18 protein-coding genes are annotated in these 18,187 nt (G+C 73.4%); 11 read left to right on the top strand and 7 right to left on the bottom strand.

The window, feature by feature from the left end; translation table 11 throughout:
- Positions 1-43: 43 nt before the first annotated feature.
- The 5 genes from ACIO9J_RS32925 to ACIO9J_RS32905 are packed head-to-tail and all read left to right on the top strand — an operon-like array spanning position 44 to position 4,460.
- Positions 44-1,345: an MFS transporter gene (locus tag ACIO9J_RS32925; protein WP_402007619.1), complete on the top strand. Its 1,302-nt coding sequence runs from the start codon at positions 44-46 to the stop codon at positions 1,343-1,345.
- Positions 1,342-2,154 carry a putative hydro-lyase gene (locus ACIO9J_RS32920; protein ID WP_402007617.1) on the top strand — a complete coding sequence of 271 codons (813 nt, stop codon included), beginning with the start codon at positions 1,342-1,344 and terminating at the stop codon, positions 2,152-2,154. Before ACIO9J_RS32925 ends, ACIO9J_RS32920 begins: the two co-directional genes overlap by 4 nt.
- A 43-nt stretch (positions 2,155-2,197) precedes the next feature.
- Positions 2,198-2,980: a LamB/YcsF family protein gene (locus tag ACIO9J_RS32915; protein ID WP_402007615.1), complete on the top strand. Its 783-nt coding sequence runs from the start codon at positions 2,198-2,200 to the stop codon at positions 2,978-2,980.
- The gene (gene pxpB, locus ACIO9J_RS32910) at positions 2,977-3,591 is read left to right on the top strand and encodes a 5-oxoprolinase subunit PxpB (protein ID WP_402007613.1); all 615 of its coding nucleotides are present in this window, start codon (positions 2,977-2,979) and stop codon (positions 3,589-3,591) included. Before ACIO9J_RS32915 ends, pxpB begins: the two co-directional genes overlap by 4 nt.
- Positions 3,588-4,460 (top strand): biotin-dependent carboxyltransferase family protein, encoded by an 873-nt coding sequence (locus ACIO9J_RS32905; RefSeq protein ID WP_402007611.1) that lies wholly within the window; start codon positions 3,588-3,590, stop codon positions 4,458-4,460. The genes pxpB and ACIO9J_RS32905 overlap by 4 nt, the downstream gene beginning before the upstream one ends.
- 43 nt (positions 4,461-4,503) lie before the next feature.
- Here ACIO9J_RS32905 and ACIO9J_RS32900 read toward each other — a convergent pair whose 3' ends face one another.
- From ACIO9J_RS32900 to ACIO9J_RS32880, 5 genes are all read right to left on the bottom strand, one after another.
- The gene (locus ACIO9J_RS32900) at positions 4,504-5,406 is read right to left on the bottom strand and encodes an SGNH/GDSL hydrolase family protein (protein WP_402007609.1); all 903 of its coding nucleotides are present in this window, start codon (positions 5,404-5,406) and stop codon (positions 4,504-4,506) included.
- Positions 5,393-6,547 carry a glycosyltransferase gene (locus tag ACIO9J_RS32895; RefSeq protein WP_402007607.1) on the bottom strand — a complete coding sequence of 385 codons (1,155 nt, stop codon included), beginning with the start codon at positions 6,545-6,547 and terminating at the stop codon, positions 5,393-5,395. The genes ACIO9J_RS32900 and ACIO9J_RS32895 overlap by 14 nt, the downstream gene beginning before the upstream one ends.
- A gap of 122 nt (positions 6,548-6,669) precedes the next feature.
- Complete coding sequence (locus ACIO9J_RS32890) at positions 6,670-7,794, bottom strand: glycosyltransferase family 4 protein (RefSeq protein ID WP_402007711.1); 1,125 nt, start codon at positions 7,792-7,794, stop codon at positions 6,670-6,672.
- A gap of 190 nt (positions 7,795-7,984) precedes the next feature.
- Positions 7,985-9,403: a HEAT repeat domain-containing protein gene (locus ACIO9J_RS32885; protein ID WP_402007605.1), complete on the bottom strand. Its 1,419-nt coding sequence runs from the start codon at positions 9,401-9,403 to the stop codon at positions 7,985-7,987.
- A 300-nt stretch (positions 9,404-9,703) separates the two neighbouring features.
- A complete protein-coding gene (locus ACIO9J_RS32880) occupies positions 9,704-10,096 on the bottom strand; it encodes an ankyrin repeat domain-containing protein (protein ID WP_402007603.1) in 393 nt (130 codons plus the stop codon).
- 306 nt (positions 10,097-10,402) lie between these two features.
- Between ACIO9J_RS32880 and ACIO9J_RS32875 the strand changes: the two genes are divergently transcribed.
- The gene (locus ACIO9J_RS32875) at positions 10,403-10,597 is read left to right on the top strand and encodes a hypothetical protein (RefSeq protein WP_018534760.1); all 195 of its coding nucleotides are present in this window, start codon (positions 10,403-10,405) and stop codon (positions 10,595-10,597) included.
- A 37-nt stretch (positions 10,598-10,634) separates the two neighbouring features.
- Positions 10,635-12,212 carry a hypothetical protein gene (locus ACIO9J_RS32870; RefSeq protein WP_402007601.1) on the top strand — a complete coding sequence of 526 codons (1,578 nt, stop codon included), beginning with the start codon at positions 10,635-10,637 and terminating at the stop codon, positions 12,210-12,212.
- A 29-nt stretch (positions 12,213-12,241) separates the two neighbouring features.
- Here ACIO9J_RS32870 and ACIO9J_RS32865 read toward each other — a convergent pair whose 3' ends face one another.
- Positions 12,242-13,753 (bottom strand): PLP-dependent aminotransferase family protein, encoded by a 1,512-nt coding sequence (locus ACIO9J_RS32865; RefSeq protein ID WP_402007599.1) that lies wholly within the window; start codon positions 13,751-13,753, stop codon positions 12,242-12,244.
- Between the two features lie 64 nt (positions 13,754-13,817).
- Here ACIO9J_RS32865 and ACIO9J_RS32860 point away from each other — a divergent pair, with 64 nt between their 5' ends.
- The 4 genes from ACIO9J_RS32860 to ACIO9J_RS32845 all read left to right on the top strand — a co-directional run bounded on the left by ACIO9J_RS32860 (position 13,818) and on the right by ACIO9J_RS32845 (position 17,361).
- A complete protein-coding gene (locus ACIO9J_RS32860; RefSeq protein WP_402007598.1) occupies positions 13,818-14,567 on the top strand; it encodes a YitT family protein in 750 nt (249 codons plus the stop codon).
- On the top strand, positions 14,564-15,331 hold the full coding sequence (locus tag ACIO9J_RS32855; protein ID WP_402007596.1) for a glycerophosphodiester phosphodiesterase: 768 nt from the start codon (positions 14,564-14,566) through the stop codon (positions 15,329-15,331). Before ACIO9J_RS32860 ends, ACIO9J_RS32855 begins: the two co-directional genes overlap by 4 nt.
- 46 nt (positions 15,332-15,377) lie before the next feature.
- The gene (locus ACIO9J_RS32850; RefSeq protein ID WP_402007594.1) at positions 15,378-16,730 is read left to right on the top strand and encodes an MFS transporter; all 1,353 of its coding nucleotides are present in this window, start codon (positions 15,378-15,380) and stop codon (positions 16,728-16,730) included.
- Between the two features lie 256 nt (positions 16,731-16,986).
- Positions 16,987-17,361, top strand: a complete 375-nt coding sequence (locus ACIO9J_RS32845; RefSeq protein WP_030360404.1) for an RNA polymerase-binding protein RbpA — start codon at positions 16,987-16,989, stop codon at positions 17,359-17,361.
- Between the two features lie 217 nt (positions 17,362-17,578).
- On the opposite strand, the gene fxsA is transcribed toward ACIO9J_RS32845, so the two are convergent.
- Complete coding sequence (gene fxsA, locus ACIO9J_RS32840; protein ID WP_402007591.1) at positions 17,579-18,157, bottom strand: FxsA family membrane protein; 579 nt, start codon at positions 18,155-18,157, stop codon at positions 17,579-17,581.
- Positions 18,158-18,187: the final 30 nt, after the last annotated feature.

Below are 18,187 nucleotides of genomic sequence, written 5' to 3'. Positions count from 1 at the left end.
AGCACGCTCCAGCACCCTCCGTCCCCCTCCCAGTGAGGTGCCCATGAGCACGACCCCACCGCCCCAGGCCGCCCCGGCCGACGTAGCCCACGGCAAGGGCGAACTCCCCGACGACAGCGGGGCGTTCGGCTGGCTGCGGGCCCTCGGGCCGCGCGGCCGACGCGCCTTCGCCGGCGCCTTCGGGGGCTACGCCCTCGACTCGTACGACTACTTCACGCTCCCCCTCAGCATGGTCGCGCTGGCCGCCTACTTCGGCCTCGACAGCGGCCAGACCGGCCTGTTCACCACGGTCACCCTGGTCGTCTCCGCGGTCGGCGGCGCCATCGCGGGTGTCGTCGCCGACCGGATCGGCCGCGTCAAGGCGCTGATGATCACGGTCATCACGTACGCCGTGTTCACCGTCGCCTGCGGCTTCGCGCCCAACTACGAGACGCTGCTGGTCTTCCGTGCCCTCCAGGGGCTCGGTTTCGGCGGCGAGTGGGCGGTCGGCGCGATCCTCGTCGCGGAGTACGCCACCGCCAAGAACCGCGGCCGCACGCTCGGCGCGATCCAGAGCTCCTGGGCCGTCGGCTGGGGGCTCGCGGTGGTCGTCTACACCCTGGTGTTCCAGTTCCTCGACGACGACATCGCCTGGCGCGTGATGTTCTGGACCGGCGCGCTGCCCGCACTCCTGGTGATCTACGTACGCCGCAATGTGCACGACGCCCCGGAGGCGGCGGCCGAGCGCCGCGAGAGCGCCCACAAGGGGTCGTTCACGGCCATCTTCCGGCCCGGGATGCTGCGTACGACGCTCTTCGCCGTGCTCCTGTCCACGGGCGTGCAGGGCGGCTACTACACGCTCGCCACCTGGGTGCCCACCTACCTGAAGTCCGACCGCGGCCTCACGGTCGTGGGCACGGGCGGCTATCTCACCTTCCTGATCTCGGGTGCCTTCATCGGCTATCTGACCGGCGGATACCTGACCGACAAGCTCGGCCGCAAGCGCAACATCGCGCTCTTCGCGTTCCTCTCGGCGGCCTGCATCCTCGTGTACACGAACATCCCGGACGGGGCCAACGGCCTTCTCCTTGTGCTCGGTTTCCCGCTCGGCTTCTGTATGTCGGCGATCTTCAGCGGCTTCGGCTCCTTCCTGAGCGAGCTCTATCCGGCCGCGGTGCGCGGCACGGGCCAGGGCTTCACGTACAACACGGGCCGCGCGGTCGGCGCCGTCTTCCCCACGATGGTGGGCTTCCTGGCCGACAGCTGGGGCGTCGGCGGTGCGCTGGTCTTCGGCGCCATCGGTTACGGCCTCGCCGTCGTCGCGCTGTTCGGCCTCCCGGAGACGCGCGGAAGGGAGCTGCTGTGATCCCCCGCCTTCAGGACCACCAAGCCCCTCAGGGCCCCGTCCGGGATCCCAAAGAGGCCCGTGCGCTGTTCCGTTCGGGCTGCACGAGCCCCACCGCCGGGTGGGCCCCGGGCTACGCGCAGGCCAATCTCATCGCCGTACCCGCCGACTGGGCGTACGAGATGCTCCTGTTCTGCCAGCGCAACCCGAAGCCCTGCCCGGTGCTCGACGTCACGGACGAGGGCTCTTGGAGCACCCCGCTGGCGCCGGGCGCCGACCTCCGTACGGATCTGCCCCGCTACCGGGTCTGGGAGCACGGCGAGCTGACCGACGAGCCCACGGACGTCGTGGCGCACTGGCGCGGCGACCTCGTGTCGTTCCTGATCGGGTGCAGCTTCACCTTCGAGTCGGCGCTCGCCGCCTCCGGTGTTCCGCTGCGCCACGTCGAGCAGGGCCGCAACGTCTCCATGTACGTGACAGCGCGCCCCTGCCGCCCCGCGGGGCGGCTCAGCGGCCCCATGGTGGTGTCGATGCGCCCGGTGCCGCCCCGGCACCTCGCCGCCGCCATCGAGGAGAGCTCCCTGATGCCCGCCGTGCACGGCGGCCCGGTGCACTGCGGCGATCCCGCCGGGCTCGGCATCGCGGACCTGGACCGCCCCGACTTCGGTGATCCGGTGCTCGCCGAACCGGACGACATCCCGGTGTTCTGGGCCTGCGGAGTGACCCCGCAGACCGCGGTGATGGCGTCGCGGCCGCCCTTCGCGATCACGCACGCGCCGGGCCGGATGTTCCTCACCGACGCCCGCGACGAGCAGTACCGGGTGGCCTGACCCCAGCGTGCCGAGCGACAAGAACCACAGGAGACCTACGTAGATGAGCACGGCCCCTGCCGACCCCACGGCCTCGATCGATCTCAACGCGGACCTCGGCGAAGGCTTCGGCCGCTGGCGCCTGACCGACGACGAGGAGCTGCTCTCCGTCGTCACCAGCGCCAACGTGGCCTGCGGATTCCACGCCGGGGACCCCGCCACCATGCGACGGGTGTGCGACCGCGCCACCGAGCGCGGGGTGCGGATCGGCGCGCAGGTCTCCTACCGCGACCTGGCGGGCTTCGGGCGGCGCGCGATGGACGTGCCGCCCGACGAGCTGGCGGCCGAAGTGGCGTACCAGATCGGCGCACTTGAGGTGTTCGCGCGCGCGGCGGGCACGCGCGTGTCGTACGTGAAGCCGCACGGCGCGCTCTACAACCGCGTCGTGGCCGACGAGGAACAGGCCCGCGCGGTCGTCGCCGGCGTGCTGCTCGCCGACGCCTCGCTGCCGGTCCTCGGGCTGCCCGGATCGCGTCTCCTGGAGTCGGCGGAGAAGGCCGGACTCCCCACCGTCACCGAGGCGTTCGCGGACCGCGCCTACACCGACGAGGGCACCTTGGTGCCGCGCGGCAGCGACGGTGCCGTCATCACCGATGCCGACGCCGTCGTCGAACGGTCCCTGGGCATGGCCGGGTCCGGTGTCGTGACCTCGCTTGGCGGCCGGGAGATCGCGGTCCGCGCGCGGTCGCTGTGCCTGCACGGCGACACCCCGGGGGCGGTCGGGCTGGCCCGCCGGGTCAGGGCCGGGCTCGAATCGGCGGGCGTGCGCGTGGCGGCCTTCGCATGAGGACCCTGCCGGTCGGCGACCGCGCCCTGCTCGTCGAACTGGCCGACGGCGCCGAGGCCCAGGCGCTCCACGCCGAACTGCTGCGCCGCCGCGCCTCGGGCGCCCTGCGCGTACGGGAGATCGTCCCCGCGGCCCGCACGGTGCTCCTGGACGGCCTCGACGACCTCGCGCACGTGCGGGCGCAACTGCCCGGCTGGGAGATTCCGCCGCTGCCCACGCGCGCGGAGGCCGCGCTGGAGATCCCGGTGCGCTACGAAGGACCCGATCTCGCCGAGGTCGCGGCGCACTGGGGCGTGCCCGAGAGCGAGGTCGCCCGGATCCACTCGGCGGCCGAATACCGCGTCGCCTTCTGCGGGTTCGCCCCCGGCTTCGGCTATCTCACCGGACTGCCGGACCACTACGAAGTACCGCGCAGGACCACGCCCCGTACGTCCGTGCCGGCGGGCAGCGTCGCCCTCGCGGGGCCGTACACGGGCGTCTACCCGCGCGCGTCGCCCGGCGGCTGGCAGCTGATCGGCTCCACGGACGCCGTCCTGTGGGACCACGCGCGCGTGCCAGCCGCGCTCCTGTCACCCGGTGTGCGCGTCCGCTTCGTCGCGGAGGCGCGATGACCGACCGTGCCTTCGCCGTCGTACGGGCCGGGGCGCTGACCACCGTGCAGGACGGCGGGCGCCCGGGGCACGCCCACCTCGGGGTGCCGCGCTCCGGGGCCCTCGACCAGCCCGCGGCGCGCCTCGTCAACCGCCTGGTGGGCAACCCCTGTGACGCCGCGGTCCTGGAGACCACCCTCGACGGCTGCGCCCTGCGGCCGCGCCGCCCGGTCACCGTGGCGGTCGGCGGCGCGCCCTGCCCGGTGACCGTGGACGGCCGTCCCGCGCCCTGGGGAGCGGCGGTACGGGTCCCCGCGGGGGCCCTCTTCGAGGTGGGAACCGCACTCTCCGGAGTACGGTGCTACATCGCGTTCGACGGCGGCGTGGCCGTCGACCCGGTGCTCGGCAGCCGTTCGACGGACCTCCTCTCCGGGCTGGGTCCGCCGCCGCTCACGGACGGCACCGTGCTGCCCCTGGGGCGGCGGCCGAGCGGTACGCACACGCGCGTGGACGGCGTTCCGCAGCCCGCGCCGCCCGGCGAGCTGGTGCTGCGCGTGTCCCCCGGGCCGCGCGCCGACTGGTTCACGCCCGCGGCACTGCGCACGCTCACCACGCGCGCGTACCGCGTGTCATCGGCGAGCAACCGCATCGGCCTGCGCACCGAGGGACCCGCGCTGGAACGTGCGCTGGACGGCGAACTGCCCAGCGAGGGCATGGTGCTCGGCGCCGTGCAAGTGCCGCCGGACGGCAGGCCGGTGGTCTTCCTCGCCGACCATCCGACCACCGGGGGCTACCCGGTGGTGGCGGTCGTCCGCGAGCCGGACCTCGCCGCGGCGGCCCAGGCGTCGCCGGGCACGCCGGTGCGCTTCGTCGCGTCCGGATGGCGCTGAGCCCGGTCCGAGCCCGCCCCCGACGCTGCCCGACCCAACGCTCTCAGAGCGCGGCCAAGGCGGCCGCCACCGCGTGCGAGGCGCTCAGGTCGAGCCGTCCGCTGGTGCCCCGCGCCTGGTGCCGCACCTCGTCCGCCGCGAGGGCGAGGAGCTGGGGCAGCAGGTCGGTGCACCGCCGTGCCACCCACCCGGTGCCCGCGGTGGCCAGCCACCACAGGCTCGCGGAGCGGGTGGGCGGGGGCAGTTCGGGCTCCCGCGCCGGCGGTGCGCCCGCCGCGAGCCCCCGGTCGGCGAGCAGGGCGTGGAACCCGGCGGCGAAGACCCGGTGGCCGCGCTCGCAGGGATGCAGCCGGTCCGCGCTCCACAGCGTCCGGTCGGCGGCCAGATCGCCCTCGGCGGCGTGCAGATGGACGGCGTCGTGGCGTTCGGAGAGCGCGTGCACGACGGCGTTGACCGCGCGCTGCCTGCGGGCGAGCGGCCGGGCCAGGGCCCCTGGCAGGCCGAGCATCGTGCCGGGATCGGGCAGGCACGCGGTGAGCAGCACGGCGCCCTGAGCGGCGAAGGCCGCGTAGACCTCGTCGAGCCGGGCGGCCACCGCGTGGATGTCGAAGGTGCGCCGCAGGGTGTCGTTGACCCCTACTACGACGGAGACGACGTCGGGCCGCAGGGCGAGTGCGGCCGGTGTCTGGCGCAGCAGCACGTCCGCGGTCTGGGCGCCGCTGACGGCGAGGTTGTGGAGCTCCACGTCGTCCTCGGATGACGCCATCGCCTGGGCGAGCAGCGCCGCCCAGCCGCGCCACTCCCCTGCCACGGAGTCGCCCACTCCCTCGGTGAGCGAATCGCCCAGGGCGACGAACCGCAGGGGCCCACCGGACCCCGGCGGTGACGTCGCCGTCAGTACTTCCGGCGCCTGCGCCGACTTCGAAAGCTGCTCAACTCCTGGCATGCGAACCCCTCCTGGACACCCGGTCCGGAACCGATCCCGGCCCCGCCTCATGCGCCGCGAGGAACGCGGCGACCGCCTCGTCCCACCCGAAACGCTCCGCACGCGCGCGTGCCGCCGCGCGCCGAGGCCGCTCGGGGCGTGCGAGGACCGCGCGGACCGCGAGCGCGAACCCCTCCCCCGTGTCGCGCGCCGCGGCCCCCGCCGTACCGACGACCTCCGGCAGCGCCGACGAGGCGCTGGCCACCACGGGCGTGCCGCACGCCAGGGACTCCAGTGCGGCGAGCCCGAACGTCTCGCAGGGCCCGGGAGCCAGACAGACATCGGCCGCGGCCTGCAAGGCGCCGAGTTCCGCGCGGTCGGCGACGTGGCCGAGGAAGGTCACCGGCAACCGCCTTTCCCGCGCCCGCCGTTCGAGCCGCCCACGCAGCGGTCCCTCCCCCGCGATGACGAGCACCGCCCGCACCCCGCTCGCCCGCAGCTCCTCCAACGCGTCCAAGGCGGTCCCCGGCCGCTTCTCCACCGAGAGGCGGGAGCACAGCACCAGCAACACCTCGTCCACGCGCGCGTGGCGGGCCCGCACCGCCCGGTCGTACAGCCCGGGGTGCCGGTCCACGAGGTCGACGCCGAGCGGGGCGTGGACGACGTTGCGGGCGCCGACGCGGACGAACTCGCGCTGGGCCCAGCGCGTGGTGCACACCACGCGCGCGTACGCGTGCGCCGTACGGGAGTTGAGCGCGTCGGCGGCGCGCCGGGTCACCGCGGGCGGCAGGCCCCACGTGCCGAGCACGCCGTCCGCGGTCTCGTGGGAGACCATCACGGCCGGGATCCTGGCCCGCCGGGCCCACGCCCCCGTCCAGCGCAGCGTGGTCCGGTCCGAGACCTCGAGGCGGTCGGGAGCCAGCCGCTCCAGGAGGCGGGCCACCCGACGCCGGTCGGTGAGGACGCGGTAGCCGCCGGTGCCGGGCAGCACGGGACCCGGCACGGTCAGGACGCGCCCCTGATCGGTGTCGCGGACCGACGCCCGCTCCCCGGGCACGACGAGCACGGGCTCGTGCCCGGCCGCGAGGTAGCCCCGCCCCAACTCCCGCAGCGCGGTGCGCAGTCCGCCGGACGACGGCGTGACGAAGTTGGCGACGCGCACGATCCGCAGCGCGTCACCCGAAAGTCCCTGCGCATCCCGCGCACCGCACGCATCCCGCGCACCTAGCGCACCCACCGCATGCGCCACTCCCGCCGAGTCCCACTCGACGCCGCCACCCCCGCTCACGCCGCCACCACCGTCCGCGCCGCGAGCACCTCTTCGTAGTGGTCGACGAGTTGCTCGCCCACCGCTTCCCAGGTGCGCCCCGCGACGGCCGCGCGGCCCGCCGCGCCGTACGCGGCCCGCAGGCCGGGATCGGCGGCCAGGGCCCAGACGGCGTCGCGCACCGCCGCCGCGTCGTCCGGTGGCACGAGGACGCCGGTCCTGCCGGGCACCACGAGGTCGAGCGGTCCGCCCGCCGCGGGCGCGATCACCGGCACGCCGCTGGCCATGGCCTCCTGCACGGTCTGGCAGAACGTCTCAAGCGGCCCGGTGTGGACGAACAGGTCCAAGGAGGCGAAGATCCGGGCGAGTTCGGCACCGGTGCGGCGCCCGAGGAACGTGGCGCCGGGCAGCGCGGCGCGTACCGCGCCCTCGCTCGGCCCGTCGCCCACCACGACCACGCGCACGCCCGCCAGGGCGGCCACCCCGGCCAGGAGTTCGACCCGCTTCTCCGGAGCGAGTCGTCCCACGTAGCCGACGATCAGCTCGCCGTCGGGGGCGAGTTCGCGCCGCAGCGCCGCGTCGCGCAGGGCGGGCCTGAACCGGACGGTGTCGACGCCGCGCGGCCACAGCCGCACCCGTGGCACCCCGTGCGCCTCCAGGTCGCGCAGCGCGGCGGTGGACGGGGCGAGGGTGCGGTCGGCGGCCGCGTGGACGCCGCGTATGCGCCGCCAGGCGGTGGACTCCCCCATGCCCATGTACGCCCGCGCATAGCCGCCCAGGTCCGTCTGGTAGACGGCGACGGCGGGGATGCCCAGCCGTCCCGCGGCCGCCATGCCGCGGGCGCCGAGCACGAACGGGCTGGCCAGATGGACCACTTGGGCCCGGTGCTCGACCAGCGCCGCGGCCACCCTGCGGCTCGGCAGCGCCACTCTGACCTGCGGATAACCGGGCAGCGGAAGGGAGGGGACCCGGACGACGGGACACGGCGCCCCGGCGTCGGCCCGCGCCCCGGCCGCGGTGGCCGGGGCGACGACGAGGGGATGGTGACCGCGGCCGGCGAGCTGCCGTGCGGTCTGGAGGGCGCAGTGCGCCACGCCGTTGACATCGGGAGGGAAGGATTCGGTGACGATGACGACACGCATACCGGTGTTGACTCGCATACCGGTGTTGTCGTCGCGCGGGGCGTGGCCGCGTCAACGTGGATCTTTCCTGGCGGGGAACGTCCCATGAGCGTTCCCCTCCGCGCCCGTCGCGGGGCGGGCGCGGCGGAAAGGGGCGACGTCCCGGAGCCGGGGCGCGGCGGCGGAGCGCGGCGCCGGGGCCCTGGACGGGCTACACCGCGGGCGCGTCGGGCCCGATTCTGCTGCGTACCGCGGTCTGTACCTCGTCCTCTTCGGCGGGGTCCGCGGCGAGCCTTCGGAGCTGGGTGACGACGCGGGCGTCACCGGTCTCCGCGTGCCGTGCGGCGACTTCGCGGGTGGTCTCCTCGCAGTCCCAGAGGCACTCGACGGCGAATCCGGCGGCGAAGGAGGGGTCGGTGGCGGCGAGCGCGCGAGCGGCGCGGCCACGGAGGTGGGAGGAGGCGGTCTCGCGGTAGACGTGGCGCAGCACGGGGGCCGCGCAGGCGATGCCGAGGCGTCCCGCGCCGTCGACGAGGGTCCACAGCGTCGGCGCGTCGGGGCCCTCGCCGCGGACGGCCTCGCGCAGTGCGGCGAGGACCAGCTTGTCGTCCTTGCCCTCGCCCCGACAGGCGAGCACGCGTCCGGCGGCGGCGCCCAGGGCGTCGGGCCGGTAGGCCCAGCGGCGGGCGCGCTCGACGGCGCCGACATCGCGCATCCGTTCGAAGGCTTCCGTCGCGGCGTCCACCACGACCGGTGACGGACTCTCCACGGCGTACTCGATGAGGTCGAGCACCTCGGGGTCACGGGAGTCGGCCAGGTAGCGCAGGGCCGTGCCGCGCGCTCCGTCGGAGCCGTTGCGGGCGGCCTCGACGATCTCGGCGCGGTCGTCGGGTCCGGCGACCGCGGTCAGGCAGCGGGCGGCGGGCACGTACAGCACGGCGCCGCGCTCGAGGCCTTCCTGGGCCCAGTCGAAGACGGCCTGGACGCTCCATCCCGGGCGCGGCCCCGAAGGCCGCATCTGGCGCTGCCAGCGGTCGAAGGAGCCCTGCTCCCTGGCGGAGCGCACCCGGGCGCCGATATCGGCACGCGGGTCCTCCTCCCAGAGGCGCCAGGGCCTCGGTTCGTAGGCGTCGCGCACGGCGGCGGCCAGCTCGGCCTCGCCCTCCGCGTCGGCGGGGAACCGGGCGAGCACGGGCGCCGCGAGGGCGCGCAGGCCCGCGTCGTCGTCGCGCAGCGCCAGCTCGTCCAGGGCCCATGCCCAGTTCGTGCCGTACGTCGCGTACCGGCGCAGCAGTTCGAGGGCGTCGTGCCTGCCGTAGGAGGCGAGGTGCCCGAGGACGGCGAGGGCGAGCCCGGTGCGGGAGTCCTCGGTGTCCAGGACGTCCTCGGCATCGAACAGGTGCCGCTCGATCGCCCCGAGCCCGCCGTGCAGATCGAGGTAGAGCCTGGCGTAGTACAGGGAGCGGTTCTCCACCTGCCAGTCGTGGCGGGGGTCGCTCAGTACACAGTGGTCGAGGGCCGCGAGGGCCTCGGACCGTGGTGCGGTGAGTGCGTGCAGCGTGCCGTCGCCGCGGCCCCGCTGCAGTAGGCCGAGCAGCGTACCGCTGGGCGCTATGACCGGATCGAACATGGGAAACAGCCTCACATCAAGCGTCGACGCAACCGGGAATCACGCATTACCTGGCCGTGCGCCAACACGTCGGGCCGCCCGCCGTCTTTTGCTTGTCGAAGACCATCTTCCTCTGCCTCTCGTCGGTGGCCCTGGGGATCCCGGACGGGAGGTCCGGGGGCGGGCCGTCACGGCCCGCGCGGTGCGGCATCTCCTGCCCCGCCGTCGCGTCCGTGAATCACGTCGTCATGATGACCCGGCGGTCATGTCCGCCGCGACCACATTTCCAGCGCCCCCGTCTTCGCTGGTCAGGTACCCCGCTCAGGCGGCCCCGAACAGCTTCAGCAGCTCCGCCTTTCCGAACATCCGGGCGGTGTCCACCGCCGACGGCATCCCCGCGGCCGGATCGGCGCCACCGGCGAGCAGCACCCGGATCACCGCTTCCTCGCCCTTGAAGACCGCGCCGGCGAGCGGGGTCTGGCCCCGGTCGTTGGCCTGGTCGGCGTCGCCGCCGCGCTCCAGGAGGGCCCGGACCGCCTCGGCGTGCCCGTGGTAGGCCGCCAGCATCACCAGCGAGTCACCGCTGTCATTGGTGAGGTTCGCGGGGACGCCCGCGTCGACGTAGGCCGCGAGCGCCGCCGCGTCGCCCTGGCGCGCCAGATCGAAGATCTTGGTCGCCAGCTCCACGACCTCGGGGTCGGGGGCTTCGCTCATGAGGGCGTCCGCCTTTCTGGAATGCGCTGATCCGAGATGTGCTGGTCCGCGCTGCACCGCCTGTGCAGCCGTACGAGTGAATCGACAGGGTACTGCCCTCGCGGGCACATGACCCGACCCCGCCGAGGCAAAGATCACGCAGGGTGCGGGAGAGAGCCCCGACCCGCGCTCGGGCGGCCCAGTAGAGGTCTGCCATTCGAGTTAAATTCCGGAAAATTCGCCCATTTGCACCTTTTATCGTATGGATACATGCTGTGAGCCTGGAAGAACTCATGGTGACTGTCCCCATCAACCAGGAGAATCCTCATGATCCTGTCCATCTCAGGCGTCGTGCTGCTCGGAATCATCGTCTTCCTGTTCTTCCGAAAAGACGGACTCAAGGCATCCCACGCGCTGGTCTGCGCGCTCTTCGGCTTCTACCTCGCGGGCACCGCCATCGCCCCGAGCATCAAGGCCGGCGGGGCGAGCCTGGCGAGCCTCCTCGGCGGGATCAAGTTCTGACGCCCCTGCCTTTCGTACGCACCTTCAGGAGACTGACGTGGCCAGGCGCCCACTCCCCCGCATTCTGAGCAACGGCACCGCATCCATCGCCCGGAGCCGGGAGCTGGCGCGGTCGGCGGCGGACAACGCCACCGATGTTCTCCACCCGCTGATCACGATCACTCGTGGACTGCGCCGGCTGGCAGCCGCCGGGCGGCGCAAGTGGGCCGACACCCCCAAGGACCGGCGCGGACCGCTGCTGTTCCTGGTGGCCTCCGTGGTCCTGGTCGTGGCCCTCGTCCCCTACGGGCCGCTGCTCGCCGTCATCGCCCTGATGGCGGCCGCCGCGTGGACCGGCCGCGAGCGCACCGCGCCCGCGCCGACCGGCCCTGACGAGGCGCAGGTCCAGCGGTTGCAGTCGCTCTACGAAGCACTCGTCCCGTACTTCTCGGTCCCCGAGGACCCCGCCCCGCTCTTCGCGCACGGCGGCGACTGGGACAAGGCCTTCACCTCGTACGACTTCGACGACACGGGGCGCATCTCACGCCTCGTGGTGCGCTACCCGGCGTACTTCACCGACGGCGAGGCCGAGTCCCGCGCGCGGATCGAGCAGTTGCTGCACGCCAAGTCGGGCCGCGGCAGGGAGTACCACTTCGAGTGGGACGAGGAGGGCAACCAGCTCACCCTCACCGTGCTCGATCCGCTGCCCACGGACATCGCCGCCCAGCGCTTCGTCACCGCACCCGGCGAGACCGTCCTCGGCTTCACCGACGGGACCGCCGTCCAGCGCACCCTGCCGGTGACCGACGGCGAGGAGCAGCGCGACGTACCCCCCGTCGTGTGGCGCACCGGCGTCCGCTCCACCGAGCCCCACCTCCTCGCCGTGGGCCAGCCCGGCAGCGGCACGACGTCACTGCTGCGTTCGATCGCGCTCCAGGCACTGCAGTACGGCGACGTCCTCATCGTCGAGGGCAGCGGCACCGGCGACTACGCGTGTCTGACCGGCAGGGACGGCGTCCTGGCCATCGAGTGCGGGCTCGCCGGGGCGCTCGCGAGCCTCGAATGGGCGGCGCACGAGACCGAGCGCAGGCTCATCTCGGCCAATCGCGCCCGGCAGGCTGGCCACCCGCCGCCGGAGGACACCAAGCGTCCCTTGTGGATCCTCCTCGACCGCCCGAGCGCGCTGGGCCACCTGGCCGCGGCGGACGGCCGCAAGGACCCCCAGTCGCTGTTGCAGGTCCCCCTGCGGCACGGCAGGGCGGCCAATGTCACGGTGGTCGTGGCCGACCAGTTCGACAGCCTGGAGGTGCTGAGCGATCCCGTACGCCAGCACACCCGCGCGCGCGTGGTGCTCGGTCCGGCCACGCCCGACCAGCTGGAAGAGGTCCTCGGGACGCCCCCGCACACGACGCCCACCTCGGACGTCCCGCCCGGACGCGGCTACGCCCGGCTCGGCACGGGCCCCGCACACCGGCTCCAGGTGCCCGCGACGCCCGACCCGTACGACGACGCGACCAGTGAGGCGCACCGTCAGGCGGTCATGGACCTGCTGCCGGAACGGAGCACTCCGGCCGACCAGGCCGAGCTCATCGAGCAGGAGCAGGAGCAGGCGGAGCCGGTGCCCGCCGAGAGCTGAACCGGCACCACCGGCACCACCGAAGGGCGTCAGGCGACGAACGGGTGCGCGATCTCCGCACCCGTTCCCGCGCCCGTACCCGCACCCGTCTCCACGAGCCGCGCCGCGGCCGCGAGCCGCACCGCCGCCTCGTCGGCCACCGCGCCGCCCACCGTGAACGGCAGCCGCACATATCCCTCGAAGGCCCCGTCCACGCCGAAGCGCGGGCCTGACGGCACCCGCACCCCCACGCGCTCGCCCACCTCGGCGAGCCGCGATCCGGAGAGCCCTCCGGTGCGCACCCAGAGCGTCAGACCGCCGCGCGGCACCTCGAACTCCCAGTCGGGCAGCTCACGGCGTACGGCGGTGACAAGCGCGTCGCGGTTGGCCCTCGCCTGCTCCCTGCGCACGTCCACGGCCGCCTGCCAACCGCCGGTGTTCAGGAGCCAGTTCACGGCGAGCTGCTCCAGGACGGGAGTGCCCAGGTCGGCGTAGGCACGGGCGGCGACGAGGCTGCGGATGACGTCGGGCGCCGCGCGTACCCAGCCGATGCGCATGCCCGCCCAGAAGGCCTTGCTCGCCGAGCCGACGGTGATCACGGTGGAACCCGCGGGGTCGAATCCGCAGACGGGGCGCGGCATGTCGAGGTCCGGGTCGAGCCCCAGTTCGCTCATCGTCTCGTCGACGACGAGGACGGTGCCCGCCGAACGCGCCGCCTCGACCAGCTGCCTGCGCTGGTCCTCGCCCGCGAGCGCGCCCGTCGGGTTGTGGAAGTCGGCGACGACGTACGCGAGCCGGGGCGCCGCGTCGCGCAGCACCTGCCGCCAGCGGTCCAGGTCCCAGCCCGCGAGCCCCTCGGCCATGGCCACGGGGACGAGCCGGGCACCGGCCTCACGCATCAGCTGGAGGATGTTGGCGTACGAGGGCGACTCGACGGCGATGCGTTCGCCGCGGCCCGCGAAGAGGTGACAGATCGCGTCGATGGCGCCCATCGCGCCGGTGGTGACCATGATCTGTTCGGGCATCGTCGGGATGCCGCGCGCGGTGTAGCGCTCGGCGAGCATCTCGCGCAGGGCGGGCAGGCCCGCCGGGTAGTCGCCGTGCGTGTGGGCGTACGGCGGGAGTGCTTCGAGCGCGCCCTGCACGGCGCGGGTCAGCCAGGGCTCGGGGGCGGGCAGCGCGGCGCAGCCCAGGTCGATCATCGAGCCGAGCGCCTCGGGCGGCAGCGGTTCGAGCCCGCGCGCGGGCAGGGGGTTGCCGGCCGGGACGGCGGTCCAACTGCCCGCTCCCCTGCGGGACTCCAGGAACCCTTCGGTGCGCAGCGCCTCGTAGGCGGCGGCCACGGTGGTCCTGCTGACGGCCAGCGCCACCGCGAGCTCCCGCTCGGCGGGCAGCCGGGCGGCGACGGGGACACGGCCTTCGAGCACGAGCAGCCGGATGCCGTCGGCGAGCGCGCGGTAGGCGGGCGGGCGGCGGGTGCCCGCGCCGCCGGGGCGCGCCTGCTGGGAGGCGAGCAGCCGGGCGAGCTGGGTCGAGCCCATCGCCGAAGTCCACTGAGCCATGATTCCCAGTCCACCTTCCCCGAATTGGCCATGGTTGGCCCCTACTACCGAGCCACAGGGTGTCATGTGCCGGGCCACCAGCACTACTGTCGAGCCACCAGCCACTCCGGGGGAGCGTTCCTTGTCCACCACGAAGCCACCTCTCAGATCCCGCCTGCGGTCACGGGCCACGCCGCGTCTCGCACGACGGCTGCTCCAGCTGTACGTCGGGCTCACCCTGTACGGCGTGAGTTCGGCGCTGATGGTGGCGGCCGGGCTCGGTCCCGAGCCGTGGAACGTCCTCAACCAGGGCCTCGCCGAACTGACCGGCCTGTCCATCGGCGTCGTCTCGATCATCGTGGGCGCCGCGGTGCTCCTGCTGTGGATCCCGCTGCGGCAGCGGCCCGGCCTCGGCACGGTCTCGAACGTCTTCGTGTGCGGCCTGGCGATGGACGCGGCGCTCGCGCTCCTGCCGGACGTGCACGCGCTCGGCGTCCGCATCCCCCTGCTCGTGGCCGGCATCCTGCTCAACGGGGTGGCGACCGGCCTCTACATCACGGCCGCCTTCGGACCGGGTCCCAGGGACGGCCTGATGACCGGCCTGCACCGGCGCACCGACCGCTCCATCCGGCTGATCCGCACCTCCATCGAGGTGGCGGTCGTGGCGACGGGCTTCGTGCTCGGCGGCACGGTCGGCGTGGGCACGGTCCTGTACGCGGTGTCGATCGGCCCGCTCGCCCAGTTCTTCCTTCGCCTGTTCGCCATCCCCGCGCCCACCGCACCCGGCGTCGTGGCCTCCGGAGGTCCATCGGAGCAGGCGATACTGCAGCGGTGACCACGCGCGTACGCCACCCCTACCTCGATCACCCCGGCCCGCTCGCCCTCGCCCACCGCGGCGGCGCCGCGGACGGCCTTGAGAACACCGCGGCGGCCTTCCGGCGCGCCGTCGACCTCGGCTACCGCTACATCGAGACCGATGTACACGCCACGGCCGACGGCAAGCTGGTCGCCTTCCACGACGCGACGCTCGACCGCGTCACGGACGCGGCGGGCCGCATCATCGACCTGCCGTGGAGCGAGGTGCGCCACGCGCGCGTGGCGGGCACCGAGCCGGTGCCCCTCTTCGAAGAGCTCCTGGAGTCCTTTCCGCAGGTGCGCTGGAACGTCGACGTGAAGGCCGAGCCCGCGCTGCTGCCGCTGCTCGACCTGATCCGCCGCACCGGCGCCTGGGACCGGGTCTGTGTCGGCTCGTTCTCCGAGGGCCGGGTCGCCAGGGCCCAGCGCGTCGCGGGCCCCCGGCTGGCCACCTCCCTGGGCACCCGGGGCGTGGCGGCGCTGCGCCTGCTGTCGTACGGCGTGCCCGCGATCCCGCGCCGTTCCGCGGTCTGCGCCCAGGTCCCCGAGACGCACGGCGGGATCCGGGTCGTCGACCGGCGCTTCGTCCGCGCAGCCCACGCGCGCGGGATGCAGGTGCACGTCTGGACCGTGAACGACGCAGAGCGGATGGGCGCCCTTCTCGACCTCGGCGTGGATGGCATAGTTTCCGATCACATCGAGACGCTGCGCGAGGTGCTGAAGGACCGGGGGACCTGGGTCTGAGCCGCCGGAGGGCGGCATCGCACCACGGGGAACAGCGAGGTCACGGGTGGGCGACGACACCGTGCGGGCAGAAGCGGCGACCGACACGGACGCCGAACGCAAGCGCGAACAACGCGGCTGGTACTTCTACGACTGGGCGTGCTCGGTCTATTCGACCAGCGTCCTGACCGTCTTCCTCGGCCCTTATCTCACCGAGATCGCCAAGGCGGCCGCCGACCCGGAGGGATACGTCCACCCGCTGGGCATCCCGGTCCGCGCCGGCTCCTTCTTCGCCTACACGGTCTCCGCCTCGGTGCTCCTCTCGGTCTTCGTGATGCCGATGGCCGCGGCCGCCGCCGACCGTTCGGGCCGCAAGAAGCCGCTGCTCGCCGTGGCCGCCTACCTGGGCGCCGCGGCGACGGCCGGCATGTTCTTCCTGGACGGCGACCGCTATCTGCTCGGCGGCTTCCTGCTGATCGTCGCCAACTCCTCGCTCGCCGTCTCGATGGTGCTCTACAACTCCTTCCTGCCGCAGATCGCCCCTCCGGAGGAGCGCGACGACGTCTCCTCGCGCGGCTGGGCCTTCGGCTACGCGTCGGGCGCCCTGGTCCTGGTGGCGAACCTGGTGCTGTTCCTCGCCCACGACAGCTTCGGCGTCTCGGAGGCGACGGCCGTCCGGATCTGTCTGGCGTCGGCGGGCGTGTGGTGGGGCGCCTTCACCGTGATCCCCCTCAAGCGGCTGCGCGACCGCCGCACCGGCCCTGCGGACGCTGCGGCCTCGGGCGGCTGGCAGCAGCTGAGGTCGACGGTGCGCGACATGCGCCGCCATCCGCACACGCTGGCGTTCCTGCTGGCGTACCTCGTCTACAACGACGGCGTACAGACGGTGATCTCCCAGGCGTCCGTCTACGGCTCCGAGGAGCTCGGGCTCGGCCAGTCCACGCTGATCGTCGCGGTCCTGCTCGTGCAGCTGCTCGCGGTGGCCGGCGCGCTCACCATGGGCAGGCTGGCCAGGACGTACGGCGCCAAACGGACCATCCTCGGCTCGCTGGTGGCCTGGACGGCGACGATCGGGGCCGGGTACTTCCTGCCCGCGGGCGCGCCCGTCTGGTTCTTCGTGCTCGCCGCGGGCATCGGCCTCGTCCTCGGCGGCACCCAGGCACTGTCCCGGTCGCTCTTCTCGCACCTGGTGCCGCGCGGCAAGGAGGCCGAGTACTTCTCCGCGTACGAGATCAGCGATCGCGGGATGGCCTGGCTCGGACCGTTGATCTTCGGCCTCACGTATCAGCTCACCGGGAGCTACCGGGACGCGATCGTCTCGCTCGTGGCGTTCTTTTTGGTCGGATTCGCCCTGCTCGCGAGGGTGCCGGTACGCCTCGCGGTGCGCGACGCGGGAAATCCCGTACCCGACCGGATTTAGCAACTGAAGGCAAAGGCCGGTAGTGTACGCGTTTGGCCTGCCAGGCGGACCGTTACTGCGAGCTGAAGAATCAGAAACGCTGGGTGACATCTGCTACTAGATGTGACAAACCGGGCGCTGGTGGGTACAACAAGGGGCGGCATACGACGGCGACGCATGACCCTGAACGGGAATCTTTACCGCCGACCGGACGTTGACCGGATGACGACGACAGCGACACCTGTCCTGTGGGCGACAAGCCCGGGAGGCACGATTCATGAGTGAGCGAGCTCTTCGCGGCACGCGCCTCGTGGTGACAAGCTACGAGACCGACCGCGGCATCGACCTGGCCCCGCGCCAGGCCGTGGAGTACGCATGCCAGAACGGACATCGTTTCGAGATGCCGTTCTCGGTCGAGGCGGAGATCCCGCCGGAGTGGGAGTGCAAGGTCTGCGGGGCCCAGGCACTCCTGGTAGACGGCGACGGACCTGAGGAGAAGAAGGGCAAGCCGGCGCGTACGCACTGGGACATGCTCATGGAGCGCCGTACTCGAGAAGAACTCGAGGAGGTCCTGGAGGAGCGCCTCGCGGTTCTCCGGTCCGGTGCCATGAACATCGCGGTGCATCCGCGGGACAGCCGCAAGTCCGCCTGACGACGGACGCGCGGCGCACCACCGCACCAAGCAAGACCGCACCACCAAGCAAGTACGAGGGCCGGGGCCGCTGCACAGCAGTGGCCCCGGCCCTCGTTGGCATGCCCCGGGACAGCTCACGGCGCGCGGAGCCGCACCGATACCGCGGAGCCGCACCCGTACACGAACGCGGGGCGCGCCCGGTGTCCGGAACACGCCCCGCGAAGAGAGCCTGCGGTCAGCGAGGGAGCTGCGGGTCGTCGGGGCGCGGGGTGCGGGCGCCCGGCTCGTCGTCCCTGATGACCTCGCCCTGGACGACCTTCCCATCGGGGCGGTGCATCCGCGCCTGCTGGAAGGCGTCCCCAAGGCCGCCGGGGCTGGACTCGCGCACCTTGCGCTCGAACGTGCGCTCCGCGTAGCGCCCGAGGGCCTTCTGGACCGGCGGGATCAGCAGGACCAGGCCGATGGCGTCCGAGATCAGGCCCGGCAGGATGATCAGGAGGCCGCCCAGCATCGTCAGGGCGCCGCCGCCACCGGCGGGCTCGGCGGTGGGCGTCACGCCGCTCTGCTGCTGTTGTACGGCCTCGCTGAGCTTGCGGAAGGCCCTGCGCCCCGCGCGCTTGATCACCGCGGAGCCGAGCACCAGACCGGCCACCAGGAGCAGGAAGACCACGAGGCCGCTCGTGGCCCCCGCCACGACCGTGAGCAGCCAGATCTCGAGAACCAGCCACGCGGCGATGCCGAGCGGCAGGAACCTCAGGGGCCCGGATCGGCGGGGCCGGGCGGTTCGGTTGGGAGGCGGTGCGCCAGTCGTCATGCTCCCAGTGTGCCTGGGCCCGCCTCAGTC

The organism is Streptomyces sp. NPDC087300 (assembly GCF_044744425.1).
Taxonomy (GTDB): Bacteria; Actinomycetota; Actinomycetes; order Streptomycetales; family Streptomycetaceae; genus Streptomyces.
This window is presented reverse-complemented; position numbering and strand designations above follow the sequence as displayed.

Excerpts from the sequence above, each read along its gene's own strand:
- ACIO9J_RS32900 (WP_402007609.1), bottom strand. The coding sequence starts at position 5,406 with ATGCCAGGAGTTGAGCAGCTTTCGAAGTCGGCGCAGGCGCCGGAAGTA.
- ACIO9J_RS32865 (WP_402007599.1), bottom strand. The coding sequence starts at position 13,753 with ATGGCTCAGTGGACTTCGGCGATGGGCTCGACCCAGCTCGCCCGGCTG.
- ACIO9J_RS32925 (WP_402007619.1), top strand. The coding sequence starts at position 44 with ATGAGCACGACCCCACCGCCCCAGGCCGCCCCGGCCGACGTAGCCCAC.
- pxpB (WP_402007613.1), top strand. The coding sequence starts at position 2,977 with ATGAGGACCCTGCCGGTCGGCGACCGCGCCCTGCTCGTCGAACTGGCC.
- ACIO9J_RS32905 (WP_402007611.1), top strand. The coding sequence starts at position 3,588 with ATGACCGACCGTGCCTTCGCCGTCGTACGGGCCGGGGCGCTGACCACC.
- ACIO9J_RS32875 (WP_018534760.1), top strand. The coding sequence starts at position 10,403 with ATGATCCTGTCCATCTCAGGCGTCGTGCTGCTCGGAATCATCGTCTTC.
- ACIO9J_RS32915 (WP_402007615.1), top strand. The coding sequence starts at position 2,198 with ATGAGCACGGCCCCTGCCGACCCCACGGCCTCGATCGATCTCAACGCG.
- fxsA (WP_402007591.1), bottom strand. The coding sequence starts at position 18,157 with ATGACGACTGGCGCACCGCCTCCCAACCGAACCGCCCGGCCCCGCCGA.
- ACIO9J_RS32880 (WP_402007603.1), bottom strand. The coding sequence starts at position 10,096 with ATGAGCGAAGCCCCCGACCCCGAGGTCGTGGAGCTGGCGACCAAGATC.
- ACIO9J_RS32890 (WP_402007711.1), bottom strand. The coding sequence starts at position 7,794 with ATGCGTGTCGTCATCGTCACCGAATCCTTCCCTCCCGATGTCAACGGC.
- ACIO9J_RS32845 (WP_030360404.1), top strand. The coding sequence starts at position 16,987 with ATGAGTGAGCGAGCTCTTCGCGGCACGCGCCTCGTGGTGACAAGCTAC.
- ACIO9J_RS32885 (WP_402007605.1), bottom strand. The coding sequence starts at position 9,403 with ATGTTCGATCCGGTCATAGCGCCCAGCGGTACGCTGCTCGGCCTACTG.
- ACIO9J_RS32860 (WP_402007598.1), top strand. The coding sequence starts at position 13,818 with ATGTGCCGGGCCACCAGCACTACTGTCGAGCCACCAGCCACTCCGGGG.